At 64.9% G+C, this 21,769-nt stretch carries 22 protein-coding genes; 10 read left to right on the forward strand and 12 right to left on the reverse strand.

Annotated features, from left to right (window positions below; translation table 11 throughout):
- Positions 1 to 207 precede the first annotated feature (207 nt).
- From ACPUD7_RS10980 to ACPUD7_RS11005, 6 genes are all read left to right on the forward strand, one after another.
- Positions 208 to 1,674: an aldehyde dehydrogenase family protein gene (locus ACPUD7_RS10980; RefSeq protein WP_425119913.1), complete on the forward strand. Its 1,467-nt coding sequence runs from the start codon at positions 208 to 210 to the stop codon at positions 1,672 to 1,674.
- Between the two features lie 198 nt (positions 1,675 to 1,872).
- A complete protein-coding gene (locus ACPUD7_RS10985) occupies positions 1,873 to 2,139 on the forward strand; it encodes a DUF3263 domain-containing protein (RefSeq protein WP_135539156.1) in 267 nt (88 codons plus the stop codon).
- A 2-nt stretch (positions 2,140 to 2,141) separates the two neighbouring features.
- Positions 2,142 to 2,705 carry a LytR C-terminal domain-containing protein gene (locus ACPUD7_RS10990; RefSeq protein WP_425119914.1) on the forward strand — a complete coding sequence of 188 codons (564 nt, stop codon included), beginning with the start codon at positions 2,142 to 2,144 and terminating at the stop codon, positions 2,703 to 2,705.
- Between the two features lie 307 nt (positions 2,706 to 3,012).
- Positions 3,013 to 3,216, forward strand: coding sequence for a cold-shock protein (locus tag ACPUD7_RS10995; RefSeq protein ID WP_025780447.1), 204 nt, complete (start codon positions 3,013 to 3,015; stop codon positions 3,214 to 3,216).
- Positions 3,217 to 3,743: 527 nt separating this feature from the next.
- Positions 3,744 to 5,387 (forward strand): chaperonin GroEL, encoded by a 1,644-nt coding sequence (groL, locus tag ACPUD7_RS11000; RefSeq protein WP_135539152.1) that lies wholly within the window; start codon positions 3,744 to 3,746, stop codon positions 5,385 to 5,387.
- A 107-nt stretch (positions 5,388 to 5,494) separates the two neighbouring features.
- On the forward strand, positions 5,495 to 5,878 hold the full coding sequence (locus ACPUD7_RS11005; RefSeq protein ID WP_135539150.1) for a hypothetical protein: 384 nt from the start codon (positions 5,495 to 5,497) through the stop codon (positions 5,876 to 5,878).
- An 88-nt stretch (positions 5,879 to 5,966) separates the two neighbouring features.
- Here ACPUD7_RS11005 and ACPUD7_RS11010 read toward each other — a convergent pair whose 3' ends face one another.
- A complete protein-coding gene (locus tag ACPUD7_RS11010) occupies positions 5,967 to 6,734 on the reverse strand; it encodes a DUF1707 SHOCT-like domain-containing protein (protein ID WP_135539149.1) in 768 nt (255 codons plus the stop codon).
- Between the two features lie 76 nt (positions 6,735 to 6,810).
- Between ACPUD7_RS11010 and ACPUD7_RS11015 the strand changes: the two genes are divergently transcribed.
- The 3 genes from ACPUD7_RS11015 to ACPUD7_RS11025 all read left to right on the forward strand — a co-directional run bounded on the left by ACPUD7_RS11015 (position 6,811) and on the right by ACPUD7_RS11025 (position 8,732).
- Positions 6,811 to 7,560, forward strand: a complete 750-nt coding sequence (locus ACPUD7_RS11015) for a TSUP family transporter (protein ID WP_425119915.1) — start codon at positions 6,811 to 6,813, stop codon at positions 7,558 to 7,560.
- Between the two features lie 102 nt (positions 7,561 to 7,662).
- On the forward strand, positions 7,663 to 8,514 hold the full coding sequence (locus ACPUD7_RS11020) for a hypothetical protein (protein WP_425119916.1): 852 nt from the start codon (positions 7,663 to 7,665) through the stop codon (positions 8,512 to 8,514).
- Positions 8,514 to 8,732 (forward strand): RNA-binding S4 domain-containing protein, encoded by a 219-nt coding sequence (locus ACPUD7_RS11025; protein WP_425119917.1) that lies wholly within the window; start codon positions 8,514 to 8,516, stop codon positions 8,730 to 8,732. Before ACPUD7_RS11020 ends, ACPUD7_RS11025 begins: the two co-directional genes overlap by 1 nt.
- 266 nt (positions 8,733 to 8,998) lie before the next feature.
- On the opposite strand, the gene pspAB is transcribed toward ACPUD7_RS11025, so the two are convergent.
- The 10 genes from pspAB to ACPUD7_RS11075 form a co-directional block, all read right to left on the reverse strand.
- Positions 8,999 to 9,598: a PspA-associated protein PspAB gene (gene pspAB / locus ACPUD7_RS11030; RefSeq protein WP_135539143.1), complete on the reverse strand. Its 600-nt coding sequence runs from the start codon at positions 9,596 to 9,598 to the stop codon at positions 8,999 to 9,001.
- 49 nt (positions 9,599 to 9,647) lie between these two features.
- Positions 9,648 to 10,559: a zinc metalloprotease HtpX gene (gene htpX / locus ACPUD7_RS11035; RefSeq protein WP_425119918.1), complete on the reverse strand. Its 912-nt coding sequence runs from the start codon at positions 10,557 to 10,559 to the stop codon at positions 9,648 to 9,650.
- 87 nt (positions 10,560 to 10,646) lie between these two features.
- Positions 10,647 to 10,931, reverse strand: coding sequence for a PspA-associated protein PspAA (gene pspAA / locus ACPUD7_RS11040; RefSeq protein WP_135539139.1), 285 nt, complete (start codon positions 10,929 to 10,931; stop codon positions 10,647 to 10,649).
- Complete coding sequence (locus tag ACPUD7_RS11045; protein WP_135539137.1) at positions 10,928 to 11,674, reverse strand: PspA/IM30 family protein; 747 nt, start codon at positions 11,672 to 11,674, stop codon at positions 10,928 to 10,930. The genes pspAA and ACPUD7_RS11045 overlap by 4 nt, the downstream gene beginning before the upstream one ends.
- 247 nt (positions 11,675 to 11,921) lie before the next feature.
- Complete coding sequence (locus tag ACPUD7_RS11050; RefSeq protein ID WP_135539135.1) at positions 11,922 to 12,209, reverse strand: WXG100 family type VII secretion target; 288 nt, start codon at positions 12,207 to 12,209, stop codon at positions 11,922 to 11,924.
- Between the two features lie 199 nt (positions 12,210 to 12,408).
- Positions 12,409 to 14,301, reverse strand: a complete 1,893-nt coding sequence (locus tag ACPUD7_RS11055; RefSeq protein ID WP_425119919.1) for a trypsin-like peptidase domain-containing protein — start codon at positions 14,299 to 14,301, stop codon at positions 12,409 to 12,411.
- Positions 14,298 to 16,259 carry a sensor histidine kinase gene (locus tag ACPUD7_RS11060; RefSeq protein WP_135539132.1) on the reverse strand — a complete coding sequence of 654 codons (1,962 nt, stop codon included), beginning with the start codon at positions 16,257 to 16,259 and terminating at the stop codon, positions 14,298 to 14,300. Before ACPUD7_RS11060 ends, ACPUD7_RS11055 begins: the two co-directional genes overlap by 4 nt.
- 30 nt (positions 16,260 to 16,289) lie before the next feature.
- Entirely contained in the window at positions 16,290 to 17,048 is a 759-nt protein-coding gene (locus tag ACPUD7_RS11065; protein WP_135539130.1) for a response regulator transcription factor, read from the reverse strand.
- Between the two features lie 210 nt (positions 17,049 to 17,258).
- Positions 17,259 to 17,948 (reverse strand): hypothetical protein, encoded by a 690-nt coding sequence (locus ACPUD7_RS11070; RefSeq protein WP_425119920.1) that lies wholly within the window; start codon positions 17,946 to 17,948, stop codon positions 17,259 to 17,261.
- A gap of 11 nt (positions 17,949 to 17,959) precedes the next feature.
- Positions 17,960 to 18,550 carry a CGNR zinc finger domain-containing protein gene (locus tag ACPUD7_RS11075; protein WP_135539126.1) on the reverse strand — a complete coding sequence of 197 codons (591 nt, stop codon included), beginning with the start codon at positions 18,548 to 18,550 and terminating at the stop codon, positions 17,960 to 17,962.
- Positions 18,551 to 18,838: 288 nt separating this feature from the next.
- On the opposite strand from ACPUD7_RS11075, the gene ACPUD7_RS11080 reads away from it, so the two are divergent.
- Positions 18,839 to 19,819, forward strand: a complete 981-nt coding sequence (locus tag ACPUD7_RS11080; protein WP_425119921.1) for an EamA family transporter — start codon at positions 18,839 to 18,841, stop codon at positions 19,817 to 19,819.
- A gap of 112 nt (positions 19,820 to 19,931) precedes the next feature.
- On the opposite strand, the gene ACPUD7_RS11085 is transcribed toward ACPUD7_RS11080, so the two are convergent.
- Complete coding sequence (locus tag ACPUD7_RS11085) at positions 19,932 to 21,566, reverse strand: DNA repair helicase XPB (RefSeq protein WP_425119922.1); 1,635 nt, start codon at positions 21,564 to 21,566, stop codon at positions 19,932 to 19,934.
- Between the last annotated feature and the right edge of the window lie 203 nt (positions 21,567 to 21,769).

Genomic DNA, 21,769 nt, shown 5'->3' on the forward strand with positions numbered 1-21,769 from the left:
ACGGACGTGCCGCCTCGGCGAAGGTGGGAGAGGTCGGGCCGCCTCGGGGAGGGGCAGGGGTTGTCGGCCCCGCCTCGGTGAAGGTGCGCGAGTGTGCACGAAGCGCAGATCGGGTGTGCACGATCGCCTATTGAGCCGGTGTATTGCTCGCCGAGCGCACACGTTATGCTCGCCCTAAGAAGTTCATCGTTGAACGAAAGGACCGAAATGCCGGAATTCCCAGAGGCCAGGAACTGGAAGATGCTCATCGGCGGCGAGTGGGTCGACGCCGCTGACGGTGACACCACCGATGTCATCACCCCGATCGACCGCAACGTCGTCATCGCCAAGGTGCCCAACGGCAAGGAGGCCGACGCGGATCGTGCCGTCAAGGCCGCGCGGAAGGCTTTCCCCGAGTGGGCCGCCGTGCCGTTCAAGGAACGCCAGAAGAAGCTTCTGGCCTGCGCCGATGCTCTCGAAGCGGCATCGGAGGAACTCGCTCAGCTGACTGCCATCGACACCGGCAACGCGATCCGCACCCAGGCTCGGCCGGAGACGATCACCCTGGCCGACCTGTTCCGCTACATGGGCGGAGTCGCCGGTGAGATCAAGGGCAACACCCTGCCCGCCGGAGACAAGCAGCTGCAGTACACCAAGCGTGTGCCGCTGGGCGTCGTGGCCGGTATCCTGCCGTGGAACTCGCCGCTGATGATCGCCGCCTTCAAGACCCCTGCCGCGCTCGCCGCCGGCAACACGATCGTGCTCAAGTGCGCCGAAGACGCACCCCTGACGATTCTCAAGATGGCCGAAATCATCGCCGACATCCTGCCCGCCGGTGTGCTCAACGTCGTCACGGGCAAGGGTTCGGTCATCGGTGAGGCGCTCAACGTCCACCCCGATGTCGACAAGGTCTCGTTCACCGGTTCGACGAGCGTCGGCCGTCACGTCGCCGAGGTGGCCGGCGGTCGTCTCGCACATTCGTCGATGGAGCTCGGCGGCAAGAGCCCGAATATCATCTTCCCCGACTCGAACGACCAGGACACCCTCGACCAGGTGCTCCTGTCGACGCGCTTCGCCCGCCAGGGCCAGTCCTGCACGATGGGTTCGCGCCTGTTCCTCCACGAGGACATCTACGACGACTTCCTGTCCAAGCTCGTCGATGCCGTGTCGAAGATGAAGGTCGGTGACCCCCGCGATGAGGACACCGACATCGGCTGCATCATCAACCAGAAGCAGTACGACCAGGTCTCCAGCTACATCGAGATGGGCAAATCGATGGACGGCGTGGAGATCGCCTACGACGGCTCCGATTCCCTCGAGGTCGGCGAGCCCGGCTTCTACCACGCCCCGGTGATCTTCTCGAAGGCGAAGAACGACTGGCAGACCAGCCGCGAAGAGATCTTCGGCCCCGTCCTCTCGGTCATCCCGTGGAAGGACATCGACGAGGTCATCGATATGGCCAACGACTCGGACTTCGGGCTCGCGGCCTTCGTCTTCACCAAGGATGTCGATGCGGCGCTGACCATGGCCAACCGCATCGAGTCCGGCTGGGTCCAGGTCAACCAGGGCGGCGGCCAGCTGGCCGGCCAGTCCTACGGCGGCATGAAGACCTCCGGCTTCGGCCGCGAGGCATCGCTGGAGGGCATGCTCGAGGGCTTCACCCAGATCAAGCAGGTCAACATCCGCATCCGCTGATTCGCCTCCATCGGCGCGAAGGTCCGGTTCCTCACCCCGTCGCAACGGTCATCGCACAGATGCCGGGCGGCGGGGTGACGCCGTTTTCACCCCGGTGGGGAGCGAGGTCACAGCCCGATCGGCGCGCCGGGAATTTCAGTCCCGTCGATCGGGCGATAATATAGAAGCACAGACATCTCTCGAAGGAGCACACCCTCTATGCCGTCGAACAACGACACCTCAGAACTGAGCGAGCTCGAGGTGGCCGTTTTGGAGTTCGAGCGGCGGTGGTGGAAATACGGCGGTGCCAAGGACCACGCGATCCGTGAGCGCTTCGACATGTCTGCCACCAGCTACTTCCAGATCCTGAACTCGCTTCTCGACAACCCTGCAGCTCTGGCCAGCGACCCCATGCTGGTCAAGCGCCTTCGCCGGATCCGCAGCACGCGGCAGAGCGAGCGCGCCCAAGCCCGCGTCTCGAGGTAGACATGACCGACGAATTCGACGAGATCGAGCCCGGCCGGCGCAGCGGTGCCCATCGACAGGAGTCCGCGGCGTCGTCGAACATCGGCGCCATCTCGCTGGTCATCGTGCTCGCGCTGGTCGCGGTCCTCCTCGTCGTGGCTGCCATCAACATCATCGTCTCGTCGATGGGCAACCCCGAATCCAAGGTCGAGGACCCCGCGGCATCGGAGTCGACCTCTGCCGAACCCTCACCGAGCGAAAGCGAAGTCAGCGTTGCCGACGACTCGATCACCGTCGATGTCCTCAACGGCTCCGGCGTCTCGGGCGCTGCGAAGAAGTTCTCCGAAGCGGTCGAGGAGAAGGGCTGGAAGCTCGGCCAGGTCGGCAACTATTCGACGAACCTCACCGATTCGACCGTGTACTACAAGGGCGAGGAGAACGCCTCGCAGGCGAAGCTCGTCGCCGAATCGCTGGGCGTTTCGGCCACGGAGGCCTCTGAGGACTTCGACGCCGATGTCACTGTCGTGATCTGTTCGGACATCGCCGATCGCGGCCCCGAGCCCAGCAAAGGCGGGGACTCGGAATAGTCCGAGCCGGTCGGTCCGGTCCTTTGACCGCAACCCCTGGTGTGAACTGGGCGAAAACTCTTATGTAACGAATCTATAACAGTGTTGAGCGGCCCGGGGTGGGATGCGTGCCTGCGGTAGAGTTGCACCAGCTAGGCAAGCACAGCACCTTGTGTTCTAATCGTGCTTCACCGAGATTATTCTCCCGAGGTCAATGAGAGAAGTCGCGGGGTCGGTTGAGTTTTGCCAGCTTCCGTATTCCAGATGCGGTCGCCCGATCGCGACTGAAGTACGGGATTTCAATGGCACTGCACTGTATGGAGAAGTAATGGCACAAGGTACCGTCAAGTGGTTCAACGCTGAAAAGGGCTACGGCTTCATCACCCTTGAAGGCGACAACCAGGACGTGTTCGTTCACTGGAGCGCAATCCAGATGGACGGCTACCGCTCTCTCGAAGAGGGCCAGCAGGTTCAGTTCGAAGTCGGAGAAGGACAAAAGGGTCCTCAGGCGGAGTCCGTCACCCTCCTCTGAGACTGACTGCTATCAACACAGTCTTCTGATCCGCTGCGGCGGGGCGTCGGAACGGCTTTCGGGTCGACCGGCACCAATCGCGCGGGGAAAGCGCCGAGCAGGCAACTGCTCGGCGCTTTTCAGTGCCCGCGTGGGAAGGGTCCTCCAGGGCGGGAGATTCGATTCGGCACGGTTTGGGTTGAACAGCACATGTTTGAAACCGTGCTGCTCGACTTTGAGTGGGCCGTTCGCAATCGGCCCGCACCACCGTTTCGCGCTGGGCCGAACTGCCCTCTGTGCCTTCACCGCGCGCCGACAACTCGCGGATCTCAACTGTTCTCGCCCATCTTGGCGGGCGACGAATATTTGCACTCGCATGGTGAGAGTGCTAAATCTAGTAGTGGTGAAAACCGATGGGTTCCCATCAGTTGTCTCGAGAGCGTGGTCCTTATGTGGAATGGAACATGCGGGCACACTCTCTGCCGTCGCGGGCGCTGACGACTGCTCTGGTTTCCCACTCCACTCCATCAGGGAGGATCTAAGCCGCTATGGCAAAGATGATTGCATTCGACGAAGAAGCTCGTCGAGGACTCGAAGCTGGACTCAACCAGCTTGCGGACGCGGTCAAGGTGACCCTTGGACCCCGCGGTCGCAACGTCGTGCTCGAAAAGCAGTGGGGCGCACCGACCATCACCAACGATGGTGTCTCCATCGCCAAGGAGATCGAACTCGAGGATCCCTACGAGAAGATCGGCGCCGAGCTCGTCAAGGAAGTCGCCAAGAAGACTGACGACGTCGCAGGCGACGGAACCACCACCGCTACCGTGCTCGCTCAGGCTCTCGTCCGCGAAGGCCTGCGCAACGTGGCAGCCGGTGCTGATCCGCTCAGCCTCAAGCGCGGCATCGAAAAGGCAGTGGAAGCTGTCACCGGTGTGCTGCTGAAGAACGCCATCGACATCGAGACCAAGGAACAGATCGCCGCGACCGCCGGCATCTCCGCCGGAGATCCTGCGATCGGCGAACTGATCGCCGAGGCCATCGATAAGGTCGGCAAGGAAGGCGTCGTCACCGTCGAAGAGTCCAACACCTTCGGACTCGAGCTCGAACTGACCGAGGGTATGCGCTTCGACAAGGGCTACATCTCCGGTTACTTCGTCACCGACACCGATCGTCAGGAAGCTGTCCTTGAGGATCCCTACATCCTCATCGTCAACTCCAAGATCTCGAATGTGAAGGATCTGCTGCCGGTCCTCGAGAAGGTCCAGCAGTCCAACAAGCCCCTGTTCATCATCGCCGAAGACGTCGAGGGCGAAGCCCTGGCCGTCCTGGTGCTGAACAAGCTCAAGGGCACCTTCAAGTCCGTGGCCGTCAAGGCTCCGGGCTTCGGTGACCGCCGCAAGGCTCAGCTCGCCGACATCGCCATCCTCACCGGCGGCCAGGTCGTGTCCGAGGAAGTCGGGCTCAAGCTCGACGGCGTGACCACCGATCTGCTGGGCACCGCCCGCAAGGTCGTCATCACCAAGGACGAGACCACCATCGTTGAGGGCGCAGGAGACGCCGAGGAGATCGCCGGTCGGGTCGCTCAGATCCGCGCGGAGATCGAGAACTCGGACTCCGACTACGACCGTGAGAAGCTGCAGGAACGTCTGGCCAAGCTGGCCGGCGGTGTTGCAGTCATCAAGGCCGGAGCCGCGACCGAGGTCGAGCTCAAGGAAACGAAGCACCGCATTGAAGATGCCGTGCGCAACGCCAAGGCTGCTGTGGAAGAGGGAATCGTCGCCGGTGGCGGCGTGTCCCTGATCCAGGCGGGCAAGGCCGCTTTCGCCGACCTCTCACTCGAGGGAGACGAGGCCACCGGTGCCAACATCGTCAAGGTTGCCATCGAAGCCCCGCTCAAGCAGATCGCCACGAACGCCGGCCTCGAAGCCGGTGTGGTTGCCGACAAGGTCGCCAACCTCGAACCCGGATTCGGTCTCAACGCCGCAACCGGTGGCTACGAGGACCTGCTGGCCGCCGGCATCAACGACCCGGTCAAGGTGACCCGCTCTGCTCTGCAGAACGCCGCCTCGATCGCCGGTCTGTTCCTCACCACCGAGTCGGTCGTCGCCGACAAGCCCGAAAAGGCCGGAGCAGGTGCAGACGCAGCTGCCGGCATGGACGGCATGGGTGGAATGGGCGGCATGGGCTTCTGATAGCCCCCGCTGCTCGATCGGCCGTGCCGGTGCCCCCAGGGGCGCCGGCACGGCTTTTTCATGCCCGCAGCATTGTCACCCCCGCGCGGCACGCCTAGGCTGGGCCCATGACCTTCACCGGCACCGATTCCTGCGGAAACAGCCCGAAGAACACTTTTGTCGCCCGCTTCGAAGAGCACCTGTTCGCCGGCGCACGGGATCCCCTCGCCGAGGTGGTCGCCGACGACTGCGTCCTCCAGATCATGCGGATGGGCACGGTGGAGACCGCCACCGGCCGGGCCGAAGTCGTCGATGCGCTGCTGGCCCTGTCCGCTCATGTGCCCGAGACCGGTCATCTCGAAGCGGCGATCACCCACGGCAAAGCCGCAGCCGCCTGGGGCTACTGGCAGACCGAGGCCGACAGCAACGATCTGCGTCACTTCTCGCACACCATGTGGTTCACCACGCACAAGGCGGAGGCCTTTGCGCAGATCCGAATCTTCCAGACCTAGGACGCACCTGATCCTCCAGCGAAGGTCCCTCGGCCATCGGGCGATCAGCCGCCGTTGCCGCAGCCGGTCGCCCTCGAACTGCCTGAGTTCAGTCCCAAGGGTTGTCGCGGTGATGCCGGTGCCGCGACCTGCGCCGGCGCCTCTCATCCCGACGTGAGATCTGACCGGGGGAGTACGGCGGGTGGGGCGGATGCGGCGGTTGCAGCCCCCTGCCGAACTCGGCTTCATAGTCTCGCTCGGGCGTCTCACTCTGCTCGAGCTTCCGTCGGGCCTCGGCGTCACCGAGGTGGGCTCGGGCCCGGCGCGTGAGCTCCTTCTTCCGATTGCGGATGATCTCGTCCTTGTGCGCGATCCGGCCCAATCCGCCCAACAGCATGGGGACGATGACGAAGATCGGCCAGAAGAAGATGACCTGCCCCGAGACGATCGATGAGAACGCCCAGATCGCCAGCACGATCCCAACGGGACCCGCGACGGCGCCGAGCAGGGCCCGGCGCACCCGATCCCGATAGTACTTCTGCGCCGCTGCATCGATCTGCTCCGGCGTGATCGGCACCCGGTCCTCTTCGAGACGCGCCAGGGCCTGCGCCCGTCCCGTCTCGTCGAGCGTGCCCGGTTCGACTTCGGCAGGGTCGGTGAGGACGAGGTCCTCGATCAGCGCGGGGACTTCACCGAGCGTTTTGATCTTCGCAGCCGCCTCGGTGCGCTCATCGAATTCCTCGACATCGAGCTGACCGAGGGCATAACCCTCCGAGAGGACATCACTGACGACCGCGCGATCGGCATCGGAGGCTCGGACCTGCCCATACGATCGCGGATCTGCGCTGAATCGCGACCAGAGGGGACTGGCATTCATGGTGAATACTCTAACCCCGCGGTCAGCGGTGAGACTGAGGATCAGCCGGGAATCGGGCTGGACTAGACTCGACCGAGTGGAACCCGTGGTCGTGCTCATCCTCTTCGCAGTCTTCCTCGGTGCCCTGTCCCAACGTGTCACCGGGATGGGGTTCGGCCTGGTCAGCGGCCCGTTTCTCGTTCTTCTCCTCGATCCTTTCAGCGGCATCATCCTCGTCAACATCTGCGGGATCGTCGCCGCGTTCTCGGTCTTCACCCGGACCTTCGCCGAGGTGGATTGGCCGTCCTTCCGCCACCTGGCCCTGGGCGCGGTGATCGGAACGATCCCCGGGGCGCTCCTCGCCTCGGTCCTGCCCACCCCACCGCTGCAGATCCTCATCGGTCTGCTCATCATCGTCTCCCTCATCAGCTCTCTGACTCTGGGCAGGCTCGGGCGCCGGATTCCCGCGAACGTCGGCACCCGCATGGGAGCCGGCCTGCTCTCGGGGGCGATGTCGGCGGCTGCCGGAGCCGGGGGACCGGCAGTCAGCGCCTATGCGGTGCTGACGAAATGGGAGCAGCGGTCCTTCGCAGCCACCCTGCAGCCGTTCCTCGTCGTGGGAACCGCCTCGGCGGTGGTGATGAAGGTGATCGTCCACGGTGGGGTGTGGCCGCACCTGGAGCCGTTCACCTGGATCGCATTGGGGCTCGTGCTCGTGGCAGGACTGGTCGGCGGCGATCGGCTCGCCCGACACATCGACGTCTCGATCGCACGGATCGGGATGCTCGTGTTGGCTTTCGGCGGGGGAGTCGCCGCCCTGGTCAAAGGTGTGTTCGCGCTGGTCTGAGCGCGGTTCGGAACTGAGCGGATGTCAGGCCCAGGCTCAGACGCCTGTCAGATTAGTCAGGCATACTGTTCGAGGACATAGACAGCCGGGGAGGCATAGATCGTGAGTACGGTATTCCTATTGCTGCTCGTGGTTCTCGGGGCAGTATTCTTAGTCGGTCACCGCAAGGAGAAGCAGCGTCAGCGGGAACTGCACGCAGCCGAACTTCAGCAGGTGAAGAAGACCGCCGAAGAGGACGTCACCTCCTTCGGGGAAGAGGTCGCAGAACTCGATCTCATCACCGCTGGAGTCGACCTCGACACGGGCGGAGCACAGGACTACAAACAGGCGCTGGATTCCTACGACATCGCCAAGGAGACTCTCGAGAAGGTCGACGAGCCCACCGATATCCGGCACGTCACCGAGGCGCTCGAGGACGGCCGCTATGCCGCGAAGTGCGTGCGTGCCCGGGTCGAAGGCGAACCCCTTCCCGTGCGTCGTCCGCCCTGCTTCTTCAATCCGCAGCACGGCCCCTCGGTCGAGGACATCGACTGGGCTCCGGCCGGAGGCCAGCTGCGCCCCGTGCCCGTGTGCGCCGCAGACGCCGAACGCGTGGCTGTCGGTGCCGAACCGATGGTGCGCAAGGTCGTCACCGGTGACGGACACACCCGCCGCGCCTATTGGGAGGCCGGTCCGGCCTATGCCGAATACAACCGCGGCTACTTCAACTCCTATGCCGGTTCCGGTCTGCTGCCGGGCGTTCTCATGGGCGCCATGCTCTTCGGCGGAATGGGCGGCGGCTGGGACGGTGCCTACGGAGGAGACATGGGCGACGCCGGAGGAGACATGGGCGACGCCGGAGGAGACATGGGCGGCGGTGACGGCGGTGGCTTCTTCGGAGGCGACGGCGGTGACGGCGGCGGCCTGTTCGGCGGCGACGGCGGCGGCTTCGACTCCGGAGGATTCGACTTCTGATGGATACGATCGACATCCGCGGCGAGTCCATCAAGCTCGGTCAGCTGCTCAAACTCCACGGCGTGGCCGAACACGGTGCCATGGCCAAGGACATGATCGCCGACGGTGAGGTCACCGTCAACGGTGAGGTCGAGACCCGCCGCGGTGCGACGATCCGCCCCGGCGACCGCGTCGAAGCTCTCGGCGAAGTCATCGAGATCAGTGCCGAACAGGACTGACGAACTCGCCTGACGAGCCGGACGAACCTGTTCGACGAGCGGACAGCCGGACCCGACGAACCGGTTTGACGAGCAGACAGCCGGACCCGACGAACCTGTCTGAAGACTAGTTTCTGATGTGAATGGAGGGCGTCCCCGCGGGGACGCCCTCCAACTGTCTGTCCTTAGGGACCCTGCGCTCGGACGGGACCCTGCCTTCGGACTGGACCCAGCGCTCGGACGGGACCCTGCCTTCGGACTGGGACTGCCTACTGCAGCTGAAATGCCTACTGCAGCTCGGGAGCGCCTGGAGTGTCGTTCATACCCGGGGCGTCCCACAGCGCCGACCAGTTCGACGTATCCTCTTCGAAGGGCAGCTCGCCGGAGAGGACCCCCTTGACCTGGATCTCCAAGGGGTTGTCCCGCTGCTTCGGCCCCAACTGCACGAAGGGGTAGAAGGTGCCGCGCTTGTACTGGTACACCAGTGCCATCCGGCGTCCGTCGGGGTGGACGAAGTACGCGGTGGTGCACAGCAGCATCGTGTCGAAGCCCTGGCTGACCAGCGCCGAGTTCACGGCGTGGATGTTCGTCACGAGGTTGACCACCTCGGCGTTCTCATCCGACACGACCTGCCAGGTGAACCCATAGCCGTCGTTCTCCTGTCGCACCGAGGCGGCCGGGTCGGAACCGATGAGGGCGACGCTTTCGGACTCCGCCGACTGGAACGCGGCTCCTTCGACCTGGCGGAAGGCAACAGCGCCGACTCCGGTCGGGGTGAAGCCGGTGGCCGCTTGCAGGGTCAGCGCGGCAGGCGGCAGTGCGAAGAGGTCGTCGAGGTTGGCGCGCTTCGGTTTGGTGCGGCCGAGCAGTGCGTCGAAGAAGCCCATGGAACTCCTAGTTCGGGGGTGGTGTGGTCGCGAGTGGTGCGGTGGAGGGTCACTCAGGGCGGGAGAGCTGCGCGGAGATCTTCGACAGCTGTTCCAGACGCTTTTCGAGCGACGGGTGGGTGGAGAAGAGCTGACCGAACGCGGCCTTGCCGCTGATGGCCGGAATGAGCGCCAAGTGGTTCGCCGAGGCGGAAGAGCGCAGGTCCTTCTCCGGGATCTTGCTCATGTCTCCGCTGAGCTTCGTCAGCGCCGAGGCCAGCGTCGAGGGGGCACCCGTGAGGATGGCAGCGGCGCGGTCGGCGGCGAGCTCGCGGTAGCGTGAGAGGCTGCGGATGAGGACGAGGGACAGACCGTAGACAACGGCACCGACGAGGATGAACAGCAGTTGGATGGGAACGCCGTTGCTGTTGTTGTTCGAGCGCCCGAAGCTCATGTAGTACCCGGCGCGCATCATCAGAGCGGCGACGACTCCGGTGACTCCGGCAACCGTCATCACTGTGACGTCGCGGTGAGCGACGTGGGAGAGCTCATGGGCCAACACGACTTCGACCTCTTCGCGGTTGAGCTTCTCCAACAGGCCGCGGGTGACGCACACGACCGAGCGCTCCGGTGAGCGGCCGGTGGCGAAGGCGTTGGGGATGGCCGAGTTCGACACCGCCACTCGCGGTTTGGTCGCGTCGGAGAGTTGGCAGAGCCGATCGACGAGCGTGTGCAGTTCGGGTGCCTCTTCGGGGCTGACCTCCTTGGCACCCATCGCTCTCATCGCGATCGAGTCGGAGAAGTACCACTGGAAGAAGAAGGCGCCGGCGCTGATGAGCACGGCGATGATGACGCCGGAGACGCTTCCGCCGAACATCCACCAGATGGCGAGGATGAGGATGACATAGATGAGCCCGTTGAGGAAGATCGTCCATCCCATCCGCATGGTCAGTCCGTTGTCTTTGACGAAGCGACTCTTCATCGTAGTTCCTCTCTGGGTATGTCAGAACCGGCCCATCATCTCAATCGAAGACGATGGGCCGGGTGCATCGGTGGACGATTCTGCTGTTCAGGCCGGATCGGGGATGAAGCCCTCACCGGTGAGCAGCTCGGCGATCTCGGCCAGTGTGGCGTCGACGAAGGGGATGACGGCCTCGGACGAACCGAGGTAGTCATCGGCGACCGGCTGACCGTTGCCGGTCACGTAGTCGTGCAGGGCCGAAAGCGCGGTCCGAGCGGCCTGTTCATCACCGGCAGCCACGGCGGCTTCGACTTGGTTGTCGTACTTCTGGAGCAGGTCCTGGTCGACATTGTTGACGTCGTACTGACCCTCGCCCATGATGCGGATGATCATTGCTGTTCCTCACCCTCGAGCGACTTCTGCTCCTTCTCGGAACCGGCCGGCAGGGACTCGCGCATCCGCTGGAGTTCCATCTCGACATCGCTGTCGCTCGACAGCGCGTCGAGCTGAGAGGTGATGTCGTCCTTGGCCGTGCCCGTGACATCTTCGAGGGCGCCCGAGGCGAGCAGCTCATCGACGGCACCGGCGCGAGCCTGAAGCGAGGCGGTCTTGTCCTCGGCACGCTGGACGGCCATGCCGACGTCTCCGAGCTCCTCGGAGATGCCGGAGAAGGCCTCACCGATCTTCGACTGCGCCTCGGCGGCGTTGTAGGTCGCCTTGAGGGTCTCCTTCTTCGTCCGGAAGGCGTCGACCTTGGCCTGGAGGCGCTGGGAGGCGAGCGTGAGCTTCTGCTCCTCGCCCTGGAGGCCTTCGTGCTGGGACTGCAGATCGGTGATCTGCTGGGTGAGTCCGGACTTGCGGGTCAGTGCCTCGCGAGCAAGGTCCTCACGCCCGATCTCCATGGCCTTCTGCGCCTGGCCGGAGAGCTTGTCCTGCTGCTGTTCGAGCTGGTTGATCTGAAGTTCGAGACGTTTGCGACTGGTCGCGACGTCGGCGACGCCGCGACGCACCTTCTGCAGCAATTCGAGCTGCTTCTGGTACGAATAGTCAAGGGTTTCGTTGGGGTTCTCGGCCTTGTCCAGAGCCTTGTTGGCCTTGGCGCCGAAGATCGTCGCGATCCGTTGGAAGATGCTCATCCGTAGTCGACTCCTGCATTGGTTTGACCCGACGCTGCCGAGCCGATCCACTCCCATCCGGAGATTCTTGGCCAACACCGCCGCGAACTATCGCTCTCAGCCTACTAAGAAAGGCTGATAGTTTGCCAGATGCCGGTCACGAGTACAAGGAGACTTCGACCGCGTGATGGCAGGGATCTGCACCAGACGTGCGGTGGCCTCAGCTGCGGGAGCGCAGCCGCTTCTCACGCAGCGAAACAGTCGTTTCTCACGGAGCGAAGAGGCGCGAGTTCGCGGCTTCCACTTCGGAGTATTGGCGGGCCGCGGTGTTGAGTGCACCGTGGATGGAGTTCAGTGACTCCATCAGCTGCTTCTGCGCGGATTCCCACTGGTTGATCACGGCCTGGAAGTTCTGGGCAGCGCTGCCGCGCCAGCATTCCTGCAGTGCCAGCAGGTTGCGCAGCATCGTGTCGGATTCGGAGACGAGGTTGCGGGAGGTGCCTGCCGTGGCGGTGGCGGCGGATTGGACGCGTTCGGCGTCGACTTCGAAGCTCATGATGACTCCTCATGGTCAGTGATGCCCCGCGGCGGTCGGCAGGGATGAGACCAGTGTCATCACGCGGTCAACGGGCGCCAAGGGCACAGGAAGAGGGTGTGGACAGCCGACCGCTGTCCACACCCTCGTCGTGGTCGAGTCGCGGCGCGATCCTCAGGTCCGTGTGCCCGAGTCGCGGCCCGCCCCGACCCGATCGCGACTACTTCAACACGAGCGTCACATCGAGCTTCTGCTCCTGACCGCCGCGCACCACGGTGACCTCGACGGGCGAGTTCACCGGCTGGGCGCGGACGAGCGCGCGCAGGGCGATGGCGTTGTTCGCTTTGGTTCCGGCCACCTCGACGATGTCGTCGCCGTCCTTGATGCCGGCCTTGGCCGCAGGTGATCCGCCCTGGACGGACTGCACCTTGGCGCTGCCGCGGGTGATGCCGCCGCTGTTGATGTGCCCGTCTGTCAGTGTGATGCCGAGGAACGGGTGCAGAGCCTTGCCGTTGGCGATGAGCTGGTCGGCGATCATCACCGACTGGTTGGCGGGGATCGCGAAGCCGATGCCGATGGATCCCGACTGCTGTCCTTCGCCGGCCTGGCTCAGTGATGCCGCGGCCGAGTTCACGCCGATGAACTCACCATCGCCGTTGACGAGCGGACCACCGGAGTTGCCCGGGTTGATCGCCGCATCCGTCTGGATGGCATTCGTGATCGTCAGCTCCTTCTCCTGCGAGGTCGCATCCTCACCGATGTTCTCCGTCGACACCGGCCGGTCGAGGGCGGAGACGATGCCCGTGGTCACCGTATCGGCGAGCCCGAGCGGGTTGCCCAGCGCCATCACCGGATCGCCGACGGACAGCTTCTTCGAATCACCGATGACCAGCGGTTTCACACTATCGGGAACCTGTTCGAGTTTGATGACGGCGATGTCCGTGGAGGGATCGCGGCCGACGATCTTCGCCTCCGTCGTCTCACCGTTCTTCATCGTCACGGCGATCTCTCCGTCCGGGGTGTCCGCAGGAGCGACGACGTGGTTGTTCGTGATGACGTGGCCCTGTTCGTCGTACAGCGCACCCGAGCCGAGACCCTGCACCTGACCGCGCGTTCCGACCTGGATCGACATCACACTGTCCGAGGTCTTCTCCGCGACCTGTGTCCAGTCCGGAGTCTCGATCGTCTCCTCGGCGACCTTGCGCGGCTCCTCGCCCTGCAGCGCCGAGAGCGCATAGTTCCCGCCGAACGCCAGAGCCCCACCGAGGAGGGCGGCGATGGCCGCGATCGCGATCGTCGCACCCCAGCCGGGTCCTCTCTTCTCTCGCCGAGGCGGCTGCTCGGGCCCGTACGGCCCCGAGCCTCCCGGTCCACCGTAGAATCCCGGCTGCCCGGAGGGGTTCATCGGCTGGGAGCCGACGCCTGTCTGCAGAGTTCCTGGGGCGGCGTAGACGTGGTTCGTCTGCGTGGCTCCCGGTTCGTCGGGCTGCGGGACTCCACCATGCTGCGATCCGCCGTACTGAGCATCCCCGTACTGAGCACCCCCGTACTGAGGACTGTGGGGGTGGGGCTGCCCGCCGCCCTGCTCCTGATAGTTCGGCTGCGGGGAACTCGGCTGCGGGGAGGACGCCTGCTGATAGGTGCCGGACTGCGGATAGCCCGGCTGCTGAGTGCCGGGCTGCGGATAGCCGGGCTGCTGAGTGCCGGGCTGCGGATAGCCGGGCTGCTGAGTGCCGGGCTGATGCCCGGTGGCGGGCCGCCGTTCGTCCTGACCGTAGGGCATTGACTGCTGCGGGTAGGGCGAGTTCTGCTGCTGCGCAGAGCCCTGCTGATGAGTGGGGCCGTACTGGGGGCCGGCGGGCGGCTGGGACGAAGAGCCGCCTCGGCGAGAAGCGTCGTCCACAGGGTTCTGCGCCTGAGTGGGGGCGTAGTCGGAGCGACGTTCCGGCGGGGTCACCGGTGGGCTGACCCGGGCCGGTCCGGAGGACTGCGACGCGTTGGGAAAGGTGCGCGGAACCTCCGCAGACGATCCCCGGTGGCCGCCGGCGCTCGGCCCACGACGGCCCTCGGTGGATCCCTCATCCGGATTCTGGGGATTGCTGTTGTCGCTCATCGCTCGTCCTTTCGTGTATCCGCAGTGGGGCCGCCGGATTCGGAGATGGGCAGGTCGATGCGGAAGGTCGCACCGCCGCCCGGAGTTTCGTGCACGGAGATCGCGCCGTGATGGTTCTCGACGATCGCCTTGACGATCGACAGGCCCAGACCTGAACCGCCGGTGTCCCGGGTCCGGGAGACGTCGAGACGGTAGAAGCGTTCGAAGATCCGCGGCACCGCCTCGGGGTCGATGCCGTCTCCGTGGTCGCGGACCTCGAAGCGGACCCGACCGTTGGGGAACCCGCGCAGCGAATCATCGACCGTGATCGAGCCGGCCGCCGTGACATCGGGCACGATGCCCGCCGGCTCCGACGCACCTGTCTGCGCCGTCGACGGTTCACCCGTCTGCGCGCCGGGCTGGTCTCCCGCTTGGGCGCCGGACGGCGTTGTCGGTCGGGCGGCCTGCTGGGGTCCGGTCTGCGGGGCCGATTGCGGATCGGTCTGTGGGGTGGGTTGGGTGTCTGCTTGGTCGCTGCCGGTGGAGTCGCCTCGGCGGAAGATGCGGACCCCGCCGGTGACGAAACCGCGCTCACGCGGTTTCTCCTTTGCCCCGCTGCGACCGTTCTGGCCCTTGGCCGCGCCTTCTCGGATCTCTCCGCTGTCCGCACCGCCGGTATCGGTGGTCTCGGGGAGGCCGACGACGCCGACGGCGAACTCGATCGCGGCGTGCTCGGGGGTGTGGCGCACCGCGTTGCCGGCGAGGTTGACGATGACCTGGCGGATCTTCGATTCGGAACCGCGGATCATCGGCACCGGACGCGCATCCTCACCATCGAGTCCGATGAAGCTGATGTCGCGATCCGGGGCCTGTGCGGCCGCATCGGCAGCGGCATCACGGACGACCTTGTGCAGGTCGATGGGACCGATCTCGGCGGGACGCTGCTCATCGAGACGGGCGAGCACGACGAGATCGTCGACGAGCACACCCATGCGCTTGGCCTCGGACTCCATCCGCTCCATCGCATTCGCGACGTCCTCGGACTTCGTGATCGCGCCCTGTCGGTACAGCTCCGCATAGCCGCGGATGGTCACCAGAGGAGTGCGCAGCTCGTGTGAGGCGTCGGAGACGAACTGGCGGATGCGCTTCTCCGACCGCGTCTGCCCGTCGAAGGAGTCCTCGATGCGTCCGAGCATCGTGTTCAGCGCCGCCGACAGGCGCCCGAGCTCCGTGTTGCGCGGATAGCTGGGCACCCGCTGCGAGAGATCACCGGCGGCGATCCGCGACGCGGTCTTCTCGATGTCGCGCAGCGGCCGGAACGTGTTGTTGATCGCCCAATAGCCGACGCCGGCGACCATCGCCAGAGCCAGCAGCCCGATGCCGATCATCGTGTTGCGGGCGCGTTCGTTGATGTTGTCGACCTCGCGGTCGAAGGGCACGGCGATGGACACGAGCACGTCGGTGTTCTTCACCTTCATCGCCCGAGCCCGCCACTGCGAACTCGTCCCGGCCACGGTGAAGGGCTCGCCGGCCCGGGCATAGACTTCCTTCTCGTCGATCTTCGGAAGGATCGGTTGATTCTGCGGCTCCGGGGCGACGGGATCCCGGATCGGATCGCCGTCCGTGTTGTAGAACTGCACATAGAAGCCTCCCGGCAGGAGGCTCTTGAGCTGATCCCAGGAATTCGAATCGATCGTCGTCGACGACGGCGCATCCTCGGCGCTGTCATCGCCCGAACCGGACTGGAGTTCGGCCGGCTGGAACACATCACGGTAGGCCTGCTTCGCCAGGGTCTCGGACGCGCTGATGAGACGTTCATCGGTGCGTTGGACGAGGCTGTCGCGCAGGTTCTCCAACACCCACGCGCTCGTCCCCGTGAGGACGAGCAGCATGAGCAGCATCATGATGGCCAGCAGCTTGGTGGTCAGAGACCATTCTTCCCAGAAGCCGGGACGGGTGGGACGGGATTCTTTTGCCACGTATGTAATCTATCGTCCTTGCTTGGACGACTACTTGGATTCCGGTGTGCGCAGCATGTAGCCGACCCCGCGCTTGGTCTGGATCATCGGAGTCCATTCCATCTCGACCGGGTGGCCGGCGGCGTCGGTCTCCGGGGTGATGTCGATCTTGCGACGCAGGTAGGAGATGTAGGACTCGACGATTCCGGTGTCCCCGCCGAAGTCGTACTCCCACACATGGTCGAGGATCTGCGACTTCGACAGCACGCGGTTCGTGTTGAGCATGAGATAGCGCAGCAGCTTGAACTCGGTGGGGGAGAGGTCGATGAGGATGCCGGATCGGCGGACCTCATGCGTGTCGTCGTCGAGTTCGAGGTCGCCTGCCACGATGACGGCGTTCTCTTCGTCCTCGAGGTTGCGGGTGCGGCGGAGGACGGCGCGGATGCGGGCCACGACCTCTTCGAGGCTGAAGGGCTTCGTCACATAGTCGTCACCGCCGACGGTCAGACCGGTGATCTTGTCCGAGGTGTCGTCACGGGCGGTGAGGAACACGACGGGAGCGTTCATGCCGATCTGGCGCAGACGGCGGGTCACGGTGAAGCCGTCCATGTCCGGGAGCATGACATCGAGGACGAGGAGGTCGACGTCGGTCTGCTCGGCCAGACGCAGTGCCTCGGCGCCGTTTGCGGCGGAGACGACGTCGAAGCCGGCGAAGCGGAGACTGGTCGACAGGAGTTCGCGGATATTGGGCTCATCATCGACAACGAGCAGGGTGGCTTCGATGTCGGCATCGTTCTGTGCTGTAGTCATGTGACCAGTCTGAGGGCCATTTCTGGGAGTCGGCTGGAGGTATCCTGAACGTGAATGTGAACTGCCTCACAAGAAAACTCTCAGAAAAGTCGATTTCGATCCCGATCGGAGTCGTCGTTCTCAGGAATCATGGGATGATTTCAGCGAAAAAGATGGCTGCGGTCAGCTCGAGGTCAGAAATCTTCGCCGCGGTCCGGAGGGAGTGCGACTCTATCCGGGAGAACGCCTGGTCGGGATGCTGAAGCGCCGAACGCGGCGGGGGAAGCGGCGGTCGTACTGCACCTGACCCATGGTGCCGAGCACCGTCGGGCTCTGCTGGATGAGGTGTCGGGTGAACCTCGCGTGGCCGGACTCGTCGACGAACCGGACGGTTGCCAACTGCGCGGTCGCGCCTTGAGGGAGCGCGCCCCACCAGTGGTCGACCACGATGCCTTCGGTCAACGTGATGTTCGGATGAGTTGGGCTGTGCAGGACTGAGCGACGGGTGCCGCGAAACGCCAGCAGCGACAGAAGGCAGAGTGCGACGCCCGCGATGATGGAGGCGACCCACCACCCGGGTGGTGCCGACAGCGTGGCAGGGGTGAAGCAGAGGCCCAGTCCGGCGCCGAAGCCGATGGCCGCCAGCTGATAGCGGAAGAATCGTGCGAGGCTGCCCCCGGTGCGGAACCGACCGAGCGCGGCGCGGATGAGCACCTGCCCGATGAGGATGAACGCGAGCGTCGCCGCGAGAGTGATGCCGAAGAGGGGAAGGTTCGCGCTGAGCTTCTCGCCGGGGATGGTCAGCAGAACGGTCATTGGTGAGAGGGCGAAGCCGACCGCCATGCTCGTCGTGGCGATGATGCCGGCCAAGCCGCAGGCCAGTTTCCGGAGGCCGGTGATCGGCAGGGGCTGCAGTGACATGGCTGTGTGCCTCAGTCTGATTCGGTCTGCCGGGCGCGAAACGCTGCGACATGGGTGCGATTGGCGCAGTTGCCGGTGTCGCAGAAGCGCTTCGAGCGATTGCGGCTGAAGTCGGCCAGATAGGCGCGGCAGTCCTCGGCGGCGCAGCGGCCCAGCCGATCGAGGTCTCCGGAGCGGATGAGGTCGATGAGGACGAGGGCGACATCGGCGGCGACCCGGTCGGCGAGACTAGCCTGCGCGCCCGTGGCGTGCAGGTGCCAGTCCCAGTTGTCGTGTTTGACCAATTGCGGCACGGAACCCGAGTCGCTCAGTGTGAGATTGATCTCATCGACGACCGCCGAAGTCGCCGTTTCGACCGCGTCTTCGCCCTCCGCGTCGATGCTCGAGTCCAGTGCGGCGGCGAACCGCGCTCGCAGTCGCAGCGTCTCCTCGACGTCGCTCCTCGTGGCCGTCAGGGGCCCGGAGAAGTCGTGGCGAGCCGCGAATTCGCGGAGTTGTGCGGCTGTCGTCAGCTCGTCGCCGTCGACGGCGACGTCCCCGGAGGTGTTGAGGAGGTCGACGAGCATCGTGAGATTCGCGCGAATGTCGTAGATGAAGGCCATAGCGGGAACCATTCTGCCACACCATGTAAGCACCAAAATGCATTTGACTCATTTCAAATTCGGGGCCGATACTGAAACCACACGATCATCGGTGCCCGACAACGACGCGCACGGCCGGGCATCGCACGGGCACGGCGACGCCCACGTCGAGCCGCCTCGGCGAGCCGAGCATGCTCACGTCGAGCCGCCTCGGCGAGGGGATGCTCGTCCATCGCACCACCCCGGTGGGGAGTCCCGCCGTCCGAACCAACCGATCCACAAACGTTTCGTCCCTTCAGGAGGTCAAGAATGAGTCGCACCGTCGTCGTAGGGTTCCTGCTCACGCTTGCCTCCGCGTTCTTCTTCGCGGTGTCCGGGCCGATCGCAAAGACGATGTACGCGATCGGGTGGACCCCGGGCGCGGTCGTGCTCATCCGTTTGGCCGGCTCCGCGGTCCTGCTGCTCATCCCCAGCCTCATCGCCCTGCACGGACGGTGGGGCGAGGTGCTCACGCACTGGCGCACCGTCGTCACCTACGGTCTGGTGTCGATGGCCGGCGTGCAGGGGTTCTACTTCGTCGCCGTCGAGCACCTCACCGTGGCCGTGGCGCTGCTGCTTGAGATGACGGCTCCGATGCTCATCGTCTTCTGGATCTGGGCGCGGACGCGGACCCGTCCGGCGACCGTGACGTTCATCGGAGTCCTCGTCTCGATGGTCGGTCTGCTGCTGGTGCTCAACCTGCGCGGATCGTCGATCAGCATCATCGGCGCCGTCATGGCCATGGCCGCGGCTGTGTGTCTGGCCAGCTATTTCCTCGTCTCCGCGAAGGATACGATCACGATTCCGCCGGTCGCGCTGACCGGGCTGGGCATGGGCATCGGAGCCTTGGCGATGTCGCTCATCGTGGCCGTCGGCGTCATGCCGTGGGGCGCGGTGACCGGCGACGTGGACTTCGGTGGAGTGTCGATGTCGTGGGTCGTGCCGATGGCGATGATCGTCGTCTTCACCGTCGGGGCCTACATCACCGGAATCCTCGGTCTGCGCTATGTCGGCGCGACCGTCGGGTCGTTCGTCAACCTCGTCGAGGTGCCGTTCTCCGTCATCGTCGCCTGGCTTGTGCTCTTCGAGATGCCGGCGCCGATCCAGCTCTTCGGCGGTGTGTTCATCCTCGGCGGCGTCGGCTTCATCAAATGGGGCGAGGCCCGCTTGGCCCGCCGCGTCGCCCGCCGCCAGATCGTCGCGAAGTCCGAGGCAGGCACCGCAGCGGACACCGACCTACTGCACGTCTGAGACCCCACCAATTGCTACCCGACGACGGCCCAGCAACCTTGCGCGAGGTTGCTGGGCCGTCGTCAAGTAGTTCTGGGGTCGGTCGGTTGCGGGTCGGGTGCGCGTGCGTCGCTCAGCGGACCTCGATGCTGTAGCTGTAGCCCTGCTCGGTGAGGAAGCGGCGGCGCTGGGCGGCGAAGTGTTCGTCGACGGTGTCGGCGGCGACCACGGTGTAGAACGTCGCCGAACCCTGATCTTCCTTCGGGCGCAGGATCCGTCCGAGCCGTTGAGCCTCCTCCTGCCGTGAGCCGAAGGCTCCGGAGACCTGAATCGCCACCGAGGCGGCCGGCAGATCCACGGAGAAGTTCGCGACCTTCGACACCACGAGGACGGGGATGTCCCCGGACCGGAACTCGCGGAACAGCTCCTGGCGCTGGGACTCCGGGGTGTGCCCGGTGAGGACGGGCGCGCCGAGATCGGCACCGATCTCCTCGAGCTGATCGAGGTATTGCCCGATGACGAGGATCTGCGCACCGGGGTGGTCGGCGACGAGTTCGGACACGATCGGCAGCTTCGCGTCCGAGGTCGCGGCCAACCGGTACCGGTCTTCGCCGTCGGCGCGGGCGTAGGCGGTGCGGGTTCCCCCGTCGAGACGCACACGGACCTCATGGCAGGCCGCCGAGGCGATGTAGCCCAGCCGTTCGAGTTCCTTCCACGGCACTTCGTACTGTTTGGGACCGATGAGGGAGAACACCTCATCCTCCCGACCATCCTCGCGCACGAGGGTCGCGGTCAGGCCGAGACGGCGGCGGGCCTGCAGGCTCGCGGTGAGTCGGAAGATCGGTGCCGGCAGCAGGTGCACCTCGTCGTAGATGACCAACCCCCAGTCTTTCGCGTCGAGCAGCTCGAGGTGGAGGTAGGAGCCCTTCCGTCGCGTGGTGAGCACCTGGTAGGTGGCAATGGTGATCGGGCGGATCTCCTTCGTCGAACCCGAGTATTCGCCGACCTCGTCTTCGGTCAGCGTCGTCCGCCGCAGGATCTCGTCCTTCCACTGCTTGGCCGAGACCGAATTCGTCACGAGGATGAGCGTCGTCGTCTGGACCCGGGACATCGTGGCCACCCCGACGATCGTCTTACCCGCTCCGCACGGCAGCACGACGACGCCGGACTCACCGGACAGGGACTGGTCGATGGCCTGCTTCTGATAATCGCGCAGATGCCACTGCCCGCCGTGGGCGTCATCGGAGAGCGCGATCTCGTGGGCTTCGCCGTCGACGTAGCCGGCGTGGTCGGAGACCGGATGACCCAGCTGCAGCAGCGCATGCTTGAGCTCACCACGCTCCGAGGGGTGGACGAGGACGGACTCGTCATCGATGCGTTTGCCGAATTTTCCGACGAGATCGGGTTGGCCGTGCAGCTCGTCGAGCAGCCCCGTCTCCGTCGAGGTCAGCGTGAGCCCGTGGATCGGATGGTCGATGAGGGTGAGCACGCCGAAGCGGTCCATGATGTCGACGATATCGACGAGCAGCTCATGCGGGACCGGGTACTTTGCGAACTCGAGGAGCACGTCGACGACGGATTCCGCGTCGTGACCGCTGGCTCGGGCGTTCCACAGGCCCAGCGGGGTGATCGTATAGGTGTGGATGTATTCGGGGGTCCGTGACAGCTGTGCGAACGGGGCGATCGCCACGGCCGCCTCGACGGCGAGGGGGTGCCCCGATTCCAGCAGCACAGTCCGATCGGACTGCACGATCAGCGGACCATTCATTCAAACTCCCATTCCCGAAGTGCCATGACACCAGAGAGGACAACACGCCCCCCGCCCCGATTGTTCCCTCCCAGAACTACTGTGAGTATTGATAGTGGCTGGTCTGGGACTGGCTGGCAGAGTAGGGACTGACCGTTCCATCGATCATCATGACTCTAATTGCTACTGACTCCAACGATGTCCTCGTCGGGATCTGTCTGGTG

The sequence above is a fragment of the Brevibacterium sp. FAM 24630 genome (assembly GCF_049804075.1).
In the GTDB taxonomy this organism is placed as follows: Bacteria; Actinomycetota; Actinomycetes; order Actinomycetales; family Brevibacteriaceae; genus Brevibacterium.